Genomic DNA, 14489 nt, shown 5'->3' with positions numbered 1-14489 from the left:
ATGGCAGCCACCACCCACACAGTGACCAACCAGGCTCCGCCCCTGGTCGGATATGACGTATTCGCGTCCGACCGGGCCCTCGTGGAGGGCGTGGAGCGGCATCTGGACCCCGCGCTCCTGGGCGAGGCCCGCGACGAGCTCTCGCTGCTCGGCCGCAGCGCCGGTTCGGCCCAGGCACAGGAGTGGGGGACGCTGGCCGACGAGAACCCTCCCGTGCTCCGCACGCACGACCGGTACGGGCACCGGATCGACGAGGTCGACTTCCATCCGTCCTGGCACCGGCTGCTCGGCAAGGCGGTCGGCGCGGGCCTGACCGCCGCGTGGACGCGGCCCGGCGGGCATGTGCGCAGGGCCGCCGGGTTCCTGGTCTGGTCGCAGACCGAGGGCGGGCACGGCTGCCCGGTCTCCATGACGCACGCGGCGGTGCCCGCGCTCCGCGCCGACCCGGCGCTGGCCGCCGAGTGGGAGCCGCGCCTGACCTCGACCATCTACGACCAGGGGCTTCGCCCGGCGTCGCAGAAGGCCGGTGTTCTCTTCGGAATGGGCATGACGGAGAAACAGGGCGGAAGCGACGTAAGGGCCAACACGACACGCGCGCGTGCCCTGGCCGAGGACGGGACGTACGAGCTGACGGGCCACAAGTGGTTCTGCTCGGCGCCGATGTCCGACGGCTTCCTCGTCCTGGCCCAGGCCGAACAGGGGCTGACCTGCTTCCTCGTGCCGCGTGTCCTGGAGGACGGCACGCGCAACGTCTTCGCGATCCAGCGGCTCAAGGACAAACTGGGCAACCGGTCCAACGCCTCCAGCGAGGTCGAGTTCGACGGGACGTGGGCGCGCCGGGTCGGCGAGGAGGGCCGCGGGGTGCGCACCATCATCGAGATGGTGGCCGCCACCCGCCTGGACTGCGTGATCGGTTCGTCGGCCCTGATGCGGCAGGCCGTCGTGCAGGCGGTGCACCACGCCACGTACCGGGAGGCGTTCGGCGGCAAGCTCATCGACAAGCCGCTGATGCGCAACGTACTGGCCGATCTGGCCCTGGAGTCGGAGGCGGCGACGACGCTCGCGATGCGTCTCGCCGCCGCGTACGACGACGGGGGCGAGCAGGAGCGGGCGTTCCTGCGCCTCGCGGTGCCCACGGCGAAGTACTGGGTGACCAAGCGGTGTACGCCGATGGTCGGCGAGGCCCTGGAGTGCCTGGGCGGCAACGGCTACGTCGAGGAGTCGGGCATGCCCCGGCTGCTGCGCGAGGCACCGCTCAACTCCATCTGGGAGGGCTCGGGCAACGTACAGGCCCTGGACGTGCTGCGGGCGTTGCAGCGCGAGCCGCTGGCGCTCAACGCGTTCCTCCAGGAGGTCGGCAAGGCGCGCGGCGCCGACCACCGCCTGGACGGCGCGATCAAGGACCTGCTGACGGAGCTGGCCGACCTGGCGGGCGTCGAGGCGCGGGCCCGGCGCCTGGTGGAGCGCATGGCGCTGGTGCTCCAAGGATCGCTGCTGGTCAGGTACGCGCCCTCGGAGGTCGCCGACGCGTTCTGCGCCTCGCGGCTCGGCGGCGACTGGGGCACGGCGTTCGGCACCCTGCCGCACACCCTGGACCTGGCCTCGGTGGTGGAGCGGGCCGCCGCGCGGCCGTAGCGCGGGCCGCCCGGGAACCGACACGGGGGTGGTGCTGCGCCGACACGGCACCACCCCCGCACTTCAGGCCCCTTGAGGAGCGTGAACACCGCACGGGCGGCGTTGGGTACAGATTCGTCCCCCTGCCGGGACCGCGCCAGGGTTGCAGGAGGTTGCAACGCGCGGCGGCGGCGCCCCCGTCGATTCACTGCCGAGCCATCACGTGGTGGCGTGGCCACAGGGCACGATGAAGGGAAGCCCGGTACACCGGTCCGGTTCGAAAGGACTCCGCGGTGATGAACGCTCCCTCCACGATCGACCTCGAACGAATCTCCGCCATGGACCGCGCCCAGGCCGCGCGGCTCCTGACGGGCGTGCGCGACGCCACGCTCTCCGGACGGCGTCCGCGCGTCCTGCCGCGTCCGGTGATCGGGGACTCCTGGGTGCGCATGATGACCGGCGGCGTCGACCCCGACCGCGGCCACCGGTCGAGTCCGCTGGACGAGGAGGAGCTGGAGCAGCGCAGGCGCGCCTCGCCGCTGGCGGAGGTGCTGCCTGTCGTGCGCCACGCCCTGGTGCCCGTGGCGGACGCCGCGCAGCACATCATGGTGGTCTGCGACGCGGACGGGCGGGTCCTGTGGCGCGAGGGCAGCGCGGCCGTGCTCCGCCGGGCGGACGCCCTCGGCTTCACGCCCGGGGCGGACTGGAGCGAGGACGTCGTGGGCACCAACGGCGTCGGCACCGCGCTGGTGGTGCGGCGCCCGGTGCAGGTGTTCTCCGCCGAGCACTTCGTGCGCACCCAGCACGCGTGGACGTGCACGGGCGCCCCGGTGACCGATCCGCGCGACGGCAGGCTGCTCGGCGTGATCGACGTCAGCGGCCCGCTGCGGACCATGCACCCGGCGACGCTCGCCCTGGTCGACTCGGTGGCCCAACTCGCGGAGGCCCGGCTGCGGGAGCGGCACGAGAGGTCGCTGAACCGGCTGCGGGCGGTGGCGGCCCCCATCCTGGCGCGCCTGGAGGGCCGGGCGCTCGCGGTGGACGTGCACGGCTGGACCGCCACCGTCACGGGGATGCCCCTGGAGGACCGCCTCGCCCTGCCCAAGTCGCTGATGGCGGGCCGGTCCTGGCTGCCCTCGCTCGGCGTCTGCCGGGTGGAGCCGCTGCCCGGCGGTTGGCTGCTGCGCCCGGAGAACCCCGGGGACGAACCGGAGCCGCCCGCGGCCGCCCGGCTCGTCCTGAACGTCAGAGGCGCCCGCCACTGGACGATCACGGCGCTCGGCGGCGCCCGCGACTGGACCCATGAGCTGAGCCCCCGTCACGCCGAGCTGCTCTACGTCCTGTCCACGCACCCCGAGGGCCGCAGCGCCTCCGACCTGGCCCGCGACCTCTTCGGCGACCCCGCCCGCACGGTGACGGTCCGCGCCGAACTGTCCCGCGTCCGCCGCTACCTGGGCGGGCTCCTCGAAAACCGTCCCTACCGCTTCCACGAGAAGGTCCGGGTCGAGGTGATCCTGCCGGACGACCCTTCCGGCCTCCTGCCGCACTCGACCGCGCCCGCCGTGCGCCGGGGGCGGTGCGTGGCGGGGCCGTGAGCGCCCATGATTCGCTGAGCCCCATGAGTCTCACTGTCACCACCTGGTCGCTGGAGCAGACCTCCCCGCGCGACCTGCTGCCCGCCGCCGCGCCCGAGGGCGACGTACGCGTCGTGCGCGCCGAAGTGCCCTCGCCCGAGTTCAGCCGCTTCCTCTACGCCTCCGTCGGCGGCGACATCCGCTGGACCGACCGGCTGTCCCTGACGTACGCCGAGTGGGAGAAGCTGCTCGGCCGGCCGGGCGTGGAGACCTGGGTCGCTTACGACAGGGGCACGCCGGCCGGGTACGTGGAGCTGGCGGCGCGCGGCGAGAGCGGGGACGGGCCGGAGGGCGTCGTCGAGATCGTCTACTTCGGGCTCCTGCCCTCCTTCCGCGGCCGCAGGATCGGCGGCCACCTCCTCTCGTACGGGCTCGCGCGCGCGTGGGACCTGGCGGAGCGGTGGCCGGGGCTCGCGCCGACCGAACGCGTCTGGCTGCACACCTGTTCCAAGGACGGCGAGCACGCCATGGACAACTACCTGCGGCGCGGCTTCCGCCTCTTCGACACCAAGGTCGAGCAGGAGCCCGACGTGCCGAATCCGGGGCCGTGGCCGGGGGCCGCGAGGGACTGACACCGGCCCCCGCCGATGTGACCGACGACACCCTTGTCCACGATACGGGACAAGGGTGTCCGCATTTTGGATAATGCTGGACTGGGCCGAAAGTCCCGTGACACGCTTCCGTCATGGATCGCACTGGAACTGCCTTGGTGAGTCGGCGTCACGTCGACCTCGGCCGCATGTCCAGCGCCATGTGTCCGGCCTGCTGATCGACTCAGCACCGCCGCCCATCTGATCACCGGTCTTCCCTGACTTTCTCCCTGCGCAGCGCCGCGCGCACTTTTCGCATGTGCCGATACCCGCAGGTCAGAGCCGCATTCCCGCTGCCCGAAGGACGATAAATCCATGCCCGCCACGCCAGAGAAGCCCGCCCCAGCCACGCCCCGCCGCAAGGCGAGCCGTCACCGCGGCGAGGGCCAGTGGGCCGTGGGTCACTTCACGCCGCTCAATGGGAACGAGCAGTTCAAGAAGGACGACGACGGTCTCAACGTGCGGACACGTATTGAGACGGTCTACTCGAAGCGCGGCTTCGACTCCATCGACCCCAACGACCTTCGCGGGCGCATGCGCTGGTGGGGTCTGTACACCCAGCGCAAGCCCGGGATCGACGGCGGCAAGACCGCGGTCCTCGCCCCGGAGGAGCTGGACGACGAGTACTTCATGCTGCGGGTGCGCATCGACGGTGGCCGGCTGACCACCGAGCAGCTCCGCGTCATCGGTGAGATCTCCGAGGAGTTCGCGCGCGGCACCGCCGACCTCACCGACCGGCAGAACGTCCAGTACCACTGGATCCGCATCGAGGACGTGCCCGAGATCTGGCGGCGGCTCGAAGCCGTCGGGCTCCAGACCACCGAGGCCTGCGGCGACACCCCGCGCGTCATCCTCGGCTCCCCCGTGGCGGGCGTCGCCGAGAACGAGATCATCGACGGCTCCCCCGCCATCGACGAGATCCAGCGCCGCTTCATCGGCAACCCGGAGTTCTCCAACCTGCCGCGCAAGTTCAAGACGGCGATCTCCGGCTCCCCGCAGCTCGACGTGGCCCACGAGATCAACGACGTGGCCTTCGTCGGCGTGCACCACCCCGAGCACGGCCCCGGCTTCGACCTCTGGGTCGGCGGCGGCCTCTCCACCAACCCCAAGCTGGGCGTGCGCCTCGGAGCCTGGGTGGCCCTGGACGACGTACCCGACGTGTTCGCCGGTGTCATCGGCATCTTCCGCGACTACGGCTACCGCAGGCTCCGGAACCGCGCCCGCCTGAAGTTCCTCGTCGCCGACTGGGGCCCGGAGAAGTTCCGCCGGATCCTGGAGGACGAGTACCTGGAGCGGAAGCTGGCCGACGGCCCCGCGCCCGAGCAGCCCGCGGGCGTCTGGCGCGACCACCTCGGCGTGCACAAGCAGCAGGACGGCCGCTTCTACGTGGGCTTCACCCCGCGCGTCGGCCGCGTGGACGGCACCACCCTCACGAAGATCGCCGACGTCGCCGAGGCCCACGGCTCCGGCCGCCTGCGCACCACCGCCGAACAGAAGATGATCGTCCTCGACGTCGAGGAGGAGCAGGTGGAGCCGCTCGTCTCCGCGCTCGAAGCGCTCGACCTGCGGGTCAACGCCTCGCCCTTCCGGCGCGGCACCATGGCCTGCACCGGCATCGAGTTCTGCAAGCTCGCCATCGTCGAGACCAAGGCCCGCGGCGCCTCGCTCATCGACGAACTGGAGCGCCGCATCCCGGAGTTCGACGAGCCGATCACCATCAACCTCAACGGCTGCCCGAACGCCTGCGCCCGCATCCAGGTCGCCGACATCGGCCTCAAGGGCCAACTGGTCCTTGACGACGACGGCAACCAGGTCGAGGGCTACCAGGTGCACCTGGGCGGCGCCCTCGGGCTCGACGCGGGGTTCGGCCGCAAGGTCCGCGGCCTGAAGGTCACCGCCGACGAGCTGCCCGACTACGTCGAGCGGGTCCTCAAGCGCTTCCAGGCCGAGCGCGAGGACGGCGAGCGGTTCGCCGCCTGGGCCGCCCGCGCCGGCGAGGAGGACCTCAAGTGAGCGAGCGTGCGGCGCCCTTCCACTGCCCCTACTGCGGTGACGAGGACCTGCGACCGAACGAGACCGGCCACGGCGCGTGGGAGTGCGCGGCGTGCAACCGGGCCTTCCAGCTCAAGTTCCTCGGGCTCCTCGCCCGGGGCGTCCAGCGCACCGACGGCGGAGGGGATCGGATATGACGGCCACTCAAGCGCGTGAGACCCGTACGAACGACGAGCTGAAGGCGCTCGCCGAGCAGGCCGGGCGCGACCTGGAGGACGCCTCCGCCGCGGAGATCCTGAAGTGGGCCGCGGACACCTTCGGCCCGCGGTTCTGCGTGACCTCCTCCATGGAGGACGCGGTCGTCGCCCACCTCGCCTCGCGTGCCATGCCGGGCGTGGACGTCGTCTTCCTCGACACGGGCTACCACTTCCCCGAGACCATCGGCACCCGCGACGCCGTGGAGGCCGTGCTCGACGTCAACGTCATCACGCTGACGCCCCGGCAGACCGTCGCCGAGCAGGACGCCGAGTACGGCCCGAAGCTGCACGACCGCGACCCCGACCTGTGCTGCAAGCTGCGCAAGGTGCAACCTCTCGAAGAGGGCCTGACCGGGTACGCGGCCTGGGCGACGGGGCTGCGCCGCGACGAGTCGCCGACTCGCGCCGACACCCCCGTGGTCAGCTGGGACGAGAAGCGGCAGAAGGTCAAGGTCTCGCCGATCGCGCGGTGGACGCAGGACGATGTCGACGCGTATGTGAACGAGCATGGCGTCCTCACCAATCCCCTCCTGATGGACGGCTACGGCTCGGTGGGCTGCGCGCCCTGCACCCGCCGTCTCCTGGAGGGCGAGGACGCGCGGGCGGGACGATGGTCCGGCAGCGCCAAGACCGAGTGCGGGATCCACGGATGACCGCGGGACAGCGGATTCAGGAGAGTCACGTGACCGGAGCCACCGTCTGGCTCACCGGCCTGCCCAGCGCAGGGAAGACGACCATCGCGTACGAGCTGGCGGGCCTGCTGCGCGCGCGGGGCCGGCGCGTCGAGGTGCTCGACGGCGACGAGATCCGCGAGTTCCTCTCGGCGGGCCTCGGCTTCGGCCGCGAGGACCGGCACACCAACGTGCAGCGCATCGGCTTCGTCGCCGAGCTCCTGGCCCGTAACGGCGTCCTGGCCCTCGTACCGGTCATCGCGCCGTTCGAGGACAGCCGCGAGGCGGTGCGCAAGCGCCACCAGAGCGGCGGCACCCCGTACCTGGAGGTGCACGTCGCGACGCCGGTCGACGTCTGCTCCGTACGCGATGTGAAGGGCCTGTACGCCAAGCAGGCCGCGGGCGAGATCTCCGGGCTCACCGGGGTCGACGACCCCTACGAGGAGCCCGAGTCGCCCGACCTGCGCATCGAATCGCAGCACCAGACGGTGCGGGAGTCCGCCGCGGCCCTGCACGCTCTGCTCACCGAAAGGGGTCTGGCATGACCACCGTGGCCACCGTGACCGACGAGGGCACCGACAGCCCCTACGCGCTCAGCCACCTCGACTCCCTGGAGTCCGAGGCGGTGCACATCTTCCGCGAGGTCGCGGGCGAGTTCGAGCGGCCGGTGATCCTCTTCTCCGGCGGCAAGGACTCCATCCTGATGCTGCACCTGGCGCTGAAGGCGTTCGCCCCGGCCGCCGTCCCCTTCTCGCTCCTGCACGTGGACACCGGGCACAACTTCCCCGAGGTCATCGAGTACCGCGACCGGGTGGTGGCCCAGCACGGGCTGCGCCTGCACGTCGCCTCGGTGCAGGAGTACATCGACGCGGGCAAGCTGCGCGAGCGCCCCGACGGCACGCGCAACCCCCTCCAGACGGTGCCGCTCACCGAGAAGATCCAGAGCGAGGAGTTCGACGCGGTCTTCGGCGGCGGACGCCGTGACGAGGAGAAGGCGCGCGCCAAGGAGCGGGTGTTCTCGCTGCGGGACGAGTTCTCGCAGTGGGACCCGCGCCGCCAGCGCCCCGAGCTGTGGCAGCTCTACAACGGCCGGCACGCCCCCGGTGAGCACGTGCGCGTCTTCCCGCTCTCCAACTGGACCGAGCTGGACGTGTGGCAGTACATCGCCCGCGAGGACATCGACCTGCCGCAGATCTACTTCGCGCACGAGCGCGAGGTCTTCCAGCGGTCCGGCATGTGGCTGACCGCCGGTGACTGGGGCGGCCCCAAGGACGAGGAGACCGTTGAGAAGCGGCTCGTCCGCTACCGCACGGTCGGCGACATGTCCTGCACGGGCGCCGTCGACTCGGACGCGACGACGCTGGACGCCGTCATCACCGAGATCGCCGCGTCCCGGCTCACCGAGCGCGGGGCGACGCGGGCCGACGACAAGCTCTCCGAGGCCGCGATGGAAGACCGCAAGCGCGAGGGGTACTTCTAACCATGAGCAACACCACCGCCGTGACCGAGCAGTTCGCCGATCTGTCGGCCACCACCCTGCTGCGGTTCGCCACCGCAGGCTCCGTCGACGACGGCAAGTCCACCCTGGTGGGCCGGCTCCTGCACGACTCCAAGTCGGTCCTCACCGACCAGCTCGAAGCCGTCGAGCGGGCCTCGCTGGGCCGCGGCCAGGACACGCCCGACCTGGCGCTGCTCACCGACGGCCTGCGGGCCGAGCGCGAGCAGGGCATCACCATCGACGTGGCCTACCGCTACTTCGCGACCCCCAAGCGCCGGTTCATCCTGGCCGACACCCCGGGGCACGTGCAGTACACGCGGAACATGGTCACCGGCGCCTCGACGGCCGACCTCGCCGTGGTCCTCGTCGACGCCCGCAACGGCGTCATCGAGCAGACCCGCAGGCACGCCGCGGTCGCCGCGCTGCTCCGCGTCCCGCACGTCGTGCTCGCCGTGAACAAGATGGACCTCGTCTCCTACGACGAGAAGGTCTTCGCGCGGATCGCCGAGGAGTTCACCGCGTACGCCGGTGAGCTGGGCGTCCCGGAGATCACCGCCATCCCGATCTCCGCGCTCGCCGGTGACAATGTCGTCGAGCCGTCCTCCCACATGGACTGGTACGGCGGCCCCACCGTCCTCGAACACCTGGAGACGGTCCCGGTCAGCCACGACCTGGCGACCTGCCACGCCCGCCTCCCCGTGCAGTACGTGATCCGTCCGCAGACCGCCGAGCACCCCGACTACCGCGGCTACGCGGGACAGATCGCGGCCGGCACCTTCCGCGTGGGCGAGTCGGTGACGGTCCTGCCGTCGGGCCGCAGCTCGAAGATCGCCGGGATCGACCTGCTCGGCAAGCCGGTGGACGTGGCGTGGACGCCGCAGTCGATCACGCTGCTCCTGGAGGAGGACATCGACATCGCGCGCGGCGACCTGATCGTGCCGAGCAAGGACGTCCCGCCGTCCACGCAGGACATCCAGGCCACCGTCTGCCACGTCGCGGACGCACCGCTCGGCGTCGGCCAGCGGGTGCTGCTCAAGCACACCACCCGCACGGTCAAGGCGATCGTCAAGGAGATCCCCTCCCGGCTCACCCTCGACGACCTCTCCCAGCACCCGGCACCCGGCCAACTGGTCGCCAACGACATCGGCCGGGTGCTCGTCCGCACCGCCGAGCCGCTCGCCCTCGACGCGTACGCGGACTCCCGGCGCACCGGGTCGTTCCTGCTGATCGACCCGGCGGACGGCACGACGCTCGCGGCCGGCATGGCGGGCACCGCCTTCGCCGCGCCGGACTCCGACGAGGCGGCGGCCGCGGCCCTGGCTTCGGCGGACGACGAGGGCTGGGACTTCTGACCATGTTCTACGTCGACGTGTTCGCGACGTTCGCGAAGGAGGGCGGCCGCATCGGCAGCGGCGCCCTCGGCAGTGGCCAGGGGGGCGTCGCCCGATGTGCGCGATGACGTACGCGCACCGCTCGCGCGCCCACCGCACCACCGCCCCACGAAGACATATACCGCCGAGAGCCCCGGCCGCGCCCTGACGGCGTGAGCGCCGGGCCGACGAGAGGACCCCCTCCCGTGCCAGCCCGCCACACCTCCCGCCACACCGGCCCCCGTACCACCGGCCGCCACGCCACCGGCCCCCGCACCCGCGCGGCCCTCGCCGCCCTGCCGCTGCTCGCCCTGGCCCTGACCGCCTGCGGCTACGGCTCCCAGGCGGACGAGCAGAGCGGCCGGTCGAAGATCGCCGCGGGGGCGAAGAAGATCGACGGCCTGGACAGCGTGAAGATCGGGTACTTCCCGAACCTCACCCACGCCACCGCTCTGGTCGGCAGCCACGAGGGCATTTTCCAGCAGGAGCTGGGCGGCACCGAGGCGAAGTACTCCCAGTTCAACGCCGGCCCCTCGGAGATCGAGGCGCTGAACGCCGGGTCGATCGACATCGGCTGGATCGGCCCCTCCCCCGCCATCAACGGCTACACCAAGTCCCGGGGCAAGAACCTGCGGATCATCGGCGGCTCGGCCTCCGGCGGCGTCAAGCTCGTGGTGAACCCAAAGAAGATCACCTCCCAGAGCGACGTCAAGGGCAAGAAGATCGCCACCCCGCAGCTCGGCAACACCCAGGACGTGGCCTTCCTCAACTGGATCGCCGAGAAGGGCTGGAAGGTCGACGCGCAGAGCGGCCAGGGCGACGTCTCCGTGGTCCGCACGGACAACAAGATCACCCCGGACGCCTACAGGTCGGGCTCCATCGACGGCGCCTGGGTGCCCGAGCCGACCGCGTCCAAGCTGGTCGCCGAGGGCGGCAAGGTGCTGCTCGACGAGGCCGACCTGTGGCCGGACAAGAAGTTCGTGATCACGAACATCATCGTGCGCCAGGAGTTCCTGGAGGAGCACCCCAAGGTCGTCGAGGCCGTCCTGCGTGGCTCGGTGAAGACCAACGCCTTCATCGAGAAGAACCCGGAGAAGGCCAAGGCCGCCGCCAACGCCCGGCTCAAGGCGGACTCCGGCAAGGCACTGCCCGCCAAGGTGCTCGACCCGGCCTGGAAGTCCATCCGGACCACCGACGATCCGCTGGCCGCCACGCTCGACGCCGAGGCCGGCCACGCGGTCGAGGCGGGGCTCCTGGAGAAGCCCGACCTCAAGGGCATCTACGACTTGCGTCCGCTGAACAAGGTCCTCAAGGCCGCGGGTGAGTCCCCGGTCGACGACGCCGGTCTCGGCGTCGAGTAACCACCGAAGACGCCCCGTTCCCTGGATTCCCTGGAGGTGACGACCATGGCGACCACCCTCGCCAAGGCCGCGGAGGACATCGGCACCGCGGCCACGCACGCCGCCCGCATCGAGCACGTGTCCAAGCGCTTCGACGGCCCCGCCGGGCCCCAGCTCGTCCTGGACGACATCACCCTCGATGTCGCGCCCGGCGAGTTCGTGACGCTGCTCGGCGCCTCGGGCTGCGGGAAGTCGACGCTGCTCAATCTCGTGGCCGGGCTCGACAAGCCCTCGGCCGGGTCCATCGCGACCGACGGCCGCCCGGCCCTGATGTTCCAGGAGCACGCCCTCTTCCCGTGGCTGACCGCGGGCAAGAACATCGAACTCGCCCTGAAGCTGCGCGGCGTACCGAAGGCGGAGCGCCGCCCGCGCGCCGAGGAGCTGCTCGAACTCGTCCGGCTGCACGGGGCGTACGGCAAGCGGGTGCACGAGCTCTCCGGCGGCATGCGCCAGCGCGTGGCCCTGGCCCGCGCGCTCGCCCAGGACAGCCAACTGCTGCTGATGGACGAGCCGTTCGCGGCCCTGGACGCCATCACCCGCGATGTGCTGCACGACGAGCTGACCCGCGTCTGGCGCGAGACGAACGTCTCCGTCCTCTTCGTCACGCACAACGTCCGCGAGGCCGTGCGCCTCGCCCAGCGCGTCGTGCTCCTCTCCTCGCGTCCCGGCCGGGTGGCGCACCAGTGGCGGGTCGACATCGCGCACCCGCGCCGCATCGAGGACTCCGCCGTGGCGGAGCTCTCGCTGGAGATCACCGAACAACTGCGTGGGGAGATCCGCCGCCATGGCCAGCACTGAGACGACCGGAGAGGCGAAGTCGGCCGACGGGGCGAAGAACGCCGGCGACGGCCAGGACCTCGCGGGTCTTGAGGCGGGGCTCGACGCCCTGGAGTCCCAGGCGGGACCCGTCCGCACCCCGGTGCGCCAGGTCCTCGTACAGAAGGTGCTGCCGCCGCTCTCCGCGGTGCTGCTCATCCTGGTGGTCTGGCAGGCGCTGGTCTCCTTCGGGATCGTGGACGACCCGAGCAAGCTGCCCTCGCCGTCCGCGGTCTGGGACGAGGTCCGCGATGCCTGGCTCCAGGGCACGCTCCTCGACTACATCTGGACGTCCGTCTCGCGCGGCCTCCTGGGCTTCCTGCTCGCCCTCGTGATCGGCACACCGCTCGGCCTGATCGTGGCGCGGGTGCGGTTCATCAGGGCGGCCATCGGCCCGATCCTCTCCGGCCTCCAGTCGCTGCCGTCGGTGGCGTGGGTGCCGCCCGCCGTGCTCTGGCTGGGCCTGGACAACAAGATGATGTACGCGGTGATCCTGCTCGGCGCCGTCCCCTCCATCGCCAACGGCCTGGTCTCCGGCGTCGACCAGGTGCCGCCGCTGTTCCTGCGCGCGGGCCGCACGCTCGGCGCGACGGGGCTGCGGCACACCTGGCACATCGTGCTCCCGGCCGCGCTGCCCGGCTATCTCGCGGGGCTCAAGCAGGGCTGGGCGTTCTCCTGGCGGTCGCTGATGGCCGCCGAGATCATCGCGTCCTCGCCCGAGCTGGGCATCGGACTCGGCCAATTGCTGGAGAACGGCCGCAACGCCAGCTCGATGCCCATGATCTTCCTGGCCATTCTGCTCATCCTCGTCGTCGGCATCGCCATCGACCTGCTGATCTTCAGTCCGCTGGAGCGGCGGGTCCTGCGCGGCCGCGGTCTCCTCGTGCGGAGCTGACAGCCATGCATCCCACGCAACCCCTGCGTCTCGGGTACCCCGCGAGCCCCATGCACCGGCCCGTGCTGCTCGTCATCGCCCACGGCAGCCGCGACCCGCGGCACGCCGAGACCGTGTACGCGCTCGTGCGCCGGGTGCGGTCGCTGCGCCCGGGGCTGCGGGTGGAGACCGCCTTCCTGGACTTCGACGCGGCCACGGTGCCGGGCGTCCTGGAACGTCTCGCGGCCGAAGGCGTGCGGGACGTCGTCGCGCTCCCCCTGCTGCTGACGCGCGCCTTCCACGCGAAGGCCGACATCCCGGCCGTCCTGCGCCGGGCCCCCGCAGGACTGCGCATCCGCACGGCAGCGGTCCTCGGCCCGTCCCCGCTGCTCACGGCCGCTCTGGAGCAGCGGTTGTACGAGGCGGGGCTCGACCCCGCCGACAAGTCCTCGACCGGGGTCGTCCTGGCCTCGGCGGGGTCCTCCGACCCGGAGGCGATCGCAGTGATCGCTGACATCGCGCGGGAGTGGCGGCACACCGGTTGGTGCGCCGTGCGGCCTGCGTTCGCCTCCGCCTCCCTGCCGCGCACCGAGGACGCCGTGCGCGCGCTGCGGGCCGAGCCCGGGGTGCGGCGGGTGGCCGTCGCCCCGTACGTCCTCGCCCCCGGCTTCCTGCCGGACCGCATCGCGCGCGGCGCCGCCGGGGCCGACGTCCTCGCGGAAGTCCTCGGCCCCGCACCGGCGGTGGCCGGGCTGCTCCTGCGGCGCTACGACGAGGCCCATGTTTCCGGCACCCGCCGGACGGCTCCTCTGGCGCGGACTCCCGCACTGGCCTAGCTTGTGGATCCATGACCCCGAGCCGATCCCGCACGCTGTGGCTGCGGACCGAACCTCTGCACGCGGTGATCTACTTCGAGGAGCAGTGCCGCGGCCTCGGCCGTGCCCTCGGTCTCAAGGGCTTCTGGATGGGGTACTTCGCCGGCCGCACCGCCCCGATGGGCCGTGTGGGGCCCGGCGTCGCCGCGGCGGCACTCGGGGTCTTCGCGCCCGGCATGGTCGAGCGCGCCCTGCCGTCGGCCTGGGAGTACGTGTCGCCGGACCGTGTCGTCGAGGAGCGCGCCCGGCACACGGCACGCGCGCTGCGGCGCCTCGTGCCCGACGTCGACAGCCTGGCGGCCGCGGTCAACGGGCCCCTGGCGGCCGCCGTGGAGGGCGCGCCTCCGCTCGCCCGCCCCCTGTTCGCCGCAAACCGCTCCCTCGCCGACCGCTCCGATCCGGTCGAGCAGCTCTGGCAACTGGCGACCTGCGTACGCGAGTTCCGCGGCGACGCCCATGTGGCGGTCCTCGCCGACCACGGCCTGGACGCCCCCGAGGCGCTGGCGCTCGCCGCCGTCACCGGCCGGGTGGACGCGGCCGGCATCCGGCAGGCCAGGGGCTGGACCGAGGAGGAGTGGGCGCTCTCCGTGGACCGGCTGCGCGGCCGGGGCCTGATCGACGGCTCGGGCCGGGTCACCGAGCGCGGGGTGACCGAGCGCGAGCTGGTGGAGGACGACACGGACCGCCTCTCGGGACACCTCCTGCGCCCCCTCACCAGGGCGACGACGGACGCCCTGCTCACCGCCCTGCTCCCGGCCGCCCGCTCCGTCCTGGACTCCGGCATCCTCCCCTTCCCGAACCCCATTGGCCTGCCCCGCACGGCGGGTTAGAGCCGCTCGTCCGGATCACGCCGGGCCACGCCAAACCGTTGGCCAAGGCCGGGCCAAATCGCTTGCTC

General features: G+C 72.0%; 15 protein-coding genes. All 15 read left to right on the top strand.

Features of this window, described 5'->3' with window-relative positions:
• Complete coding sequence (locus ACRAKF_RS30240) at positions 1 to 1635, top strand: acyl-CoA dehydrogenase family protein (protein WP_447040725.1); 1635 nt, start codon at positions 1 to 3, stop codon at positions 1633 to 1635.
• A gap of 275 nt (positions 1636 to 1910) precedes the next feature.
• Complete coding sequence (locus tag ACRAKF_RS30235) at positions 1911 to 3209, top strand: GAF domain-containing protein (RefSeq protein ID WP_447040724.1); 1299 nt, start codon at positions 1911 to 1913, stop codon at positions 3207 to 3209.
• A gap of 23 nt (positions 3210 to 3232) precedes the next feature.
• Positions 3233 to 3820, top strand: a complete 588-nt coding sequence (locus ACRAKF_RS30230) for a GNAT family N-acetyltransferase (protein WP_447040722.1) — start codon at positions 3233 to 3235, stop codon at positions 3818 to 3820.
• 113 nt (positions 3821 to 3933) lie between these two features.
• On the top strand, positions 3934 to 4017 hold the full coding sequence (locus ACRAKF_RS30225; RefSeq protein WP_324611535.1) for a putative leader peptide: 84 nt from the start codon (positions 3934 to 3936) through the stop codon (positions 4015 to 4017).
• A 136-nt stretch (positions 4018 to 4153) separates the two neighbouring features.
• On the top strand, positions 4154 to 5851 hold the full coding sequence (locus ACRAKF_RS30220) for a nitrite/sulfite reductase (protein WP_447040720.1): 1698 nt from the start codon (positions 4154 to 4156) through the stop codon (positions 5849 to 5851).
• Positions 5848 to 6027 (top strand): hypothetical protein, encoded by a 180-nt coding sequence (locus ACRAKF_RS30215; protein ID WP_447040718.1) that lies wholly within the window; start codon positions 5848 to 5850, stop codon positions 6025 to 6027. The genes ACRAKF_RS30220 and ACRAKF_RS30215 overlap by 4 nt, the downstream gene beginning before the upstream one ends.
• A complete protein-coding gene (locus tag ACRAKF_RS30210) occupies positions 6024 to 6740 on the top strand; it encodes a phosphoadenylyl-sulfate reductase (RefSeq protein WP_447040716.1) in 717 nt (238 codons plus the stop codon). The genes ACRAKF_RS30215 and ACRAKF_RS30210 overlap by 4 nt, the downstream gene beginning before the upstream one ends.
• Positions 6737 to 7303 carry an adenylyl-sulfate kinase gene (gene cysC, locus ACRAKF_RS30205; protein WP_447040714.1) on the top strand — a complete coding sequence of 189 codons (567 nt, stop codon included), beginning with the start codon at positions 6737 to 6739 and terminating at the stop codon, positions 7301 to 7303. Before ACRAKF_RS30210 ends, cysC begins: the two co-directional genes overlap by 4 nt.
• The gene (cysD, locus tag ACRAKF_RS30200) at positions 7300 to 8238 is read left to right on the top strand and encodes a sulfate adenylyltransferase subunit CysD (RefSeq protein ID WP_447040712.1); all 939 of its coding nucleotides are present in this window, start codon (positions 7300 to 7302) and stop codon (positions 8236 to 8238) included. The genes cysC and cysD overlap by 4 nt, the downstream gene beginning before the upstream one ends.
• A gap of 2 nt (positions 8239 to 8240) precedes the next feature.
• On the top strand, positions 8241 to 9608 hold the full coding sequence (locus ACRAKF_RS30195; RefSeq protein WP_447040710.1) for a sulfate adenylyltransferase subunit 1: 1368 nt from the start codon (positions 8241 to 8243) through the stop codon (positions 9606 to 9608).
• A 224-nt stretch (positions 9609 to 9832) separates the two neighbouring features.
• Positions 9833 to 10987 carry an aliphatic sulfonate ABC transporter substrate-binding protein gene (locus tag ACRAKF_RS30190; RefSeq protein WP_447040708.1) on the top strand — a complete coding sequence of 385 codons (1155 nt, stop codon included), beginning with the start codon at positions 9833 to 9835 and terminating at the stop codon, positions 10985 to 10987.
• A gap of 45 nt (positions 10988 to 11032) precedes the next feature.
• Positions 11033 to 11824, top strand: a complete 792-nt coding sequence (locus ACRAKF_RS30185; protein ID WP_447040706.1) for an ABC transporter ATP-binding protein — start codon at positions 11033 to 11035, stop codon at positions 11822 to 11824.
• Positions 11811 to 12737 (top strand): ABC transporter permease, encoded by a 927-nt coding sequence (locus ACRAKF_RS30180; protein ID WP_447040705.1) that lies wholly within the window; start codon positions 11811 to 11813, stop codon positions 12735 to 12737. The genes ACRAKF_RS30185 and ACRAKF_RS30180 overlap by 14 nt, the downstream gene beginning before the upstream one ends.
• A gap of 50 nt (positions 12738 to 12787) precedes the next feature.
• The gene (locus tag ACRAKF_RS30175; RefSeq protein WP_447042248.1) at positions 12788 to 13552 is read left to right on the top strand and encodes a sirohydrochlorin chelatase; all 765 of its coding nucleotides are present in this window, start codon (positions 12788 to 12790) and stop codon (positions 13550 to 13552) included.
• Between the two features lie 11 nt (positions 13553 to 13563).
• A complete protein-coding gene (locus ACRAKF_RS30170; protein ID WP_447040703.1) occupies positions 13564 to 14421 on the top strand; it encodes an SCO6745 family protein in 858 nt (285 codons plus the stop codon).
• Positions 14422 to 14489: the final 68 nt, after the last annotated feature.

It is taken from the genome of Streptomyces sp. DSM 118878, from assembly GCF_052936595.1.
Note: the sequence above shows the minus strand (reverse complement) of the source record. Positions and strands in the feature narration are given on the sequence as shown.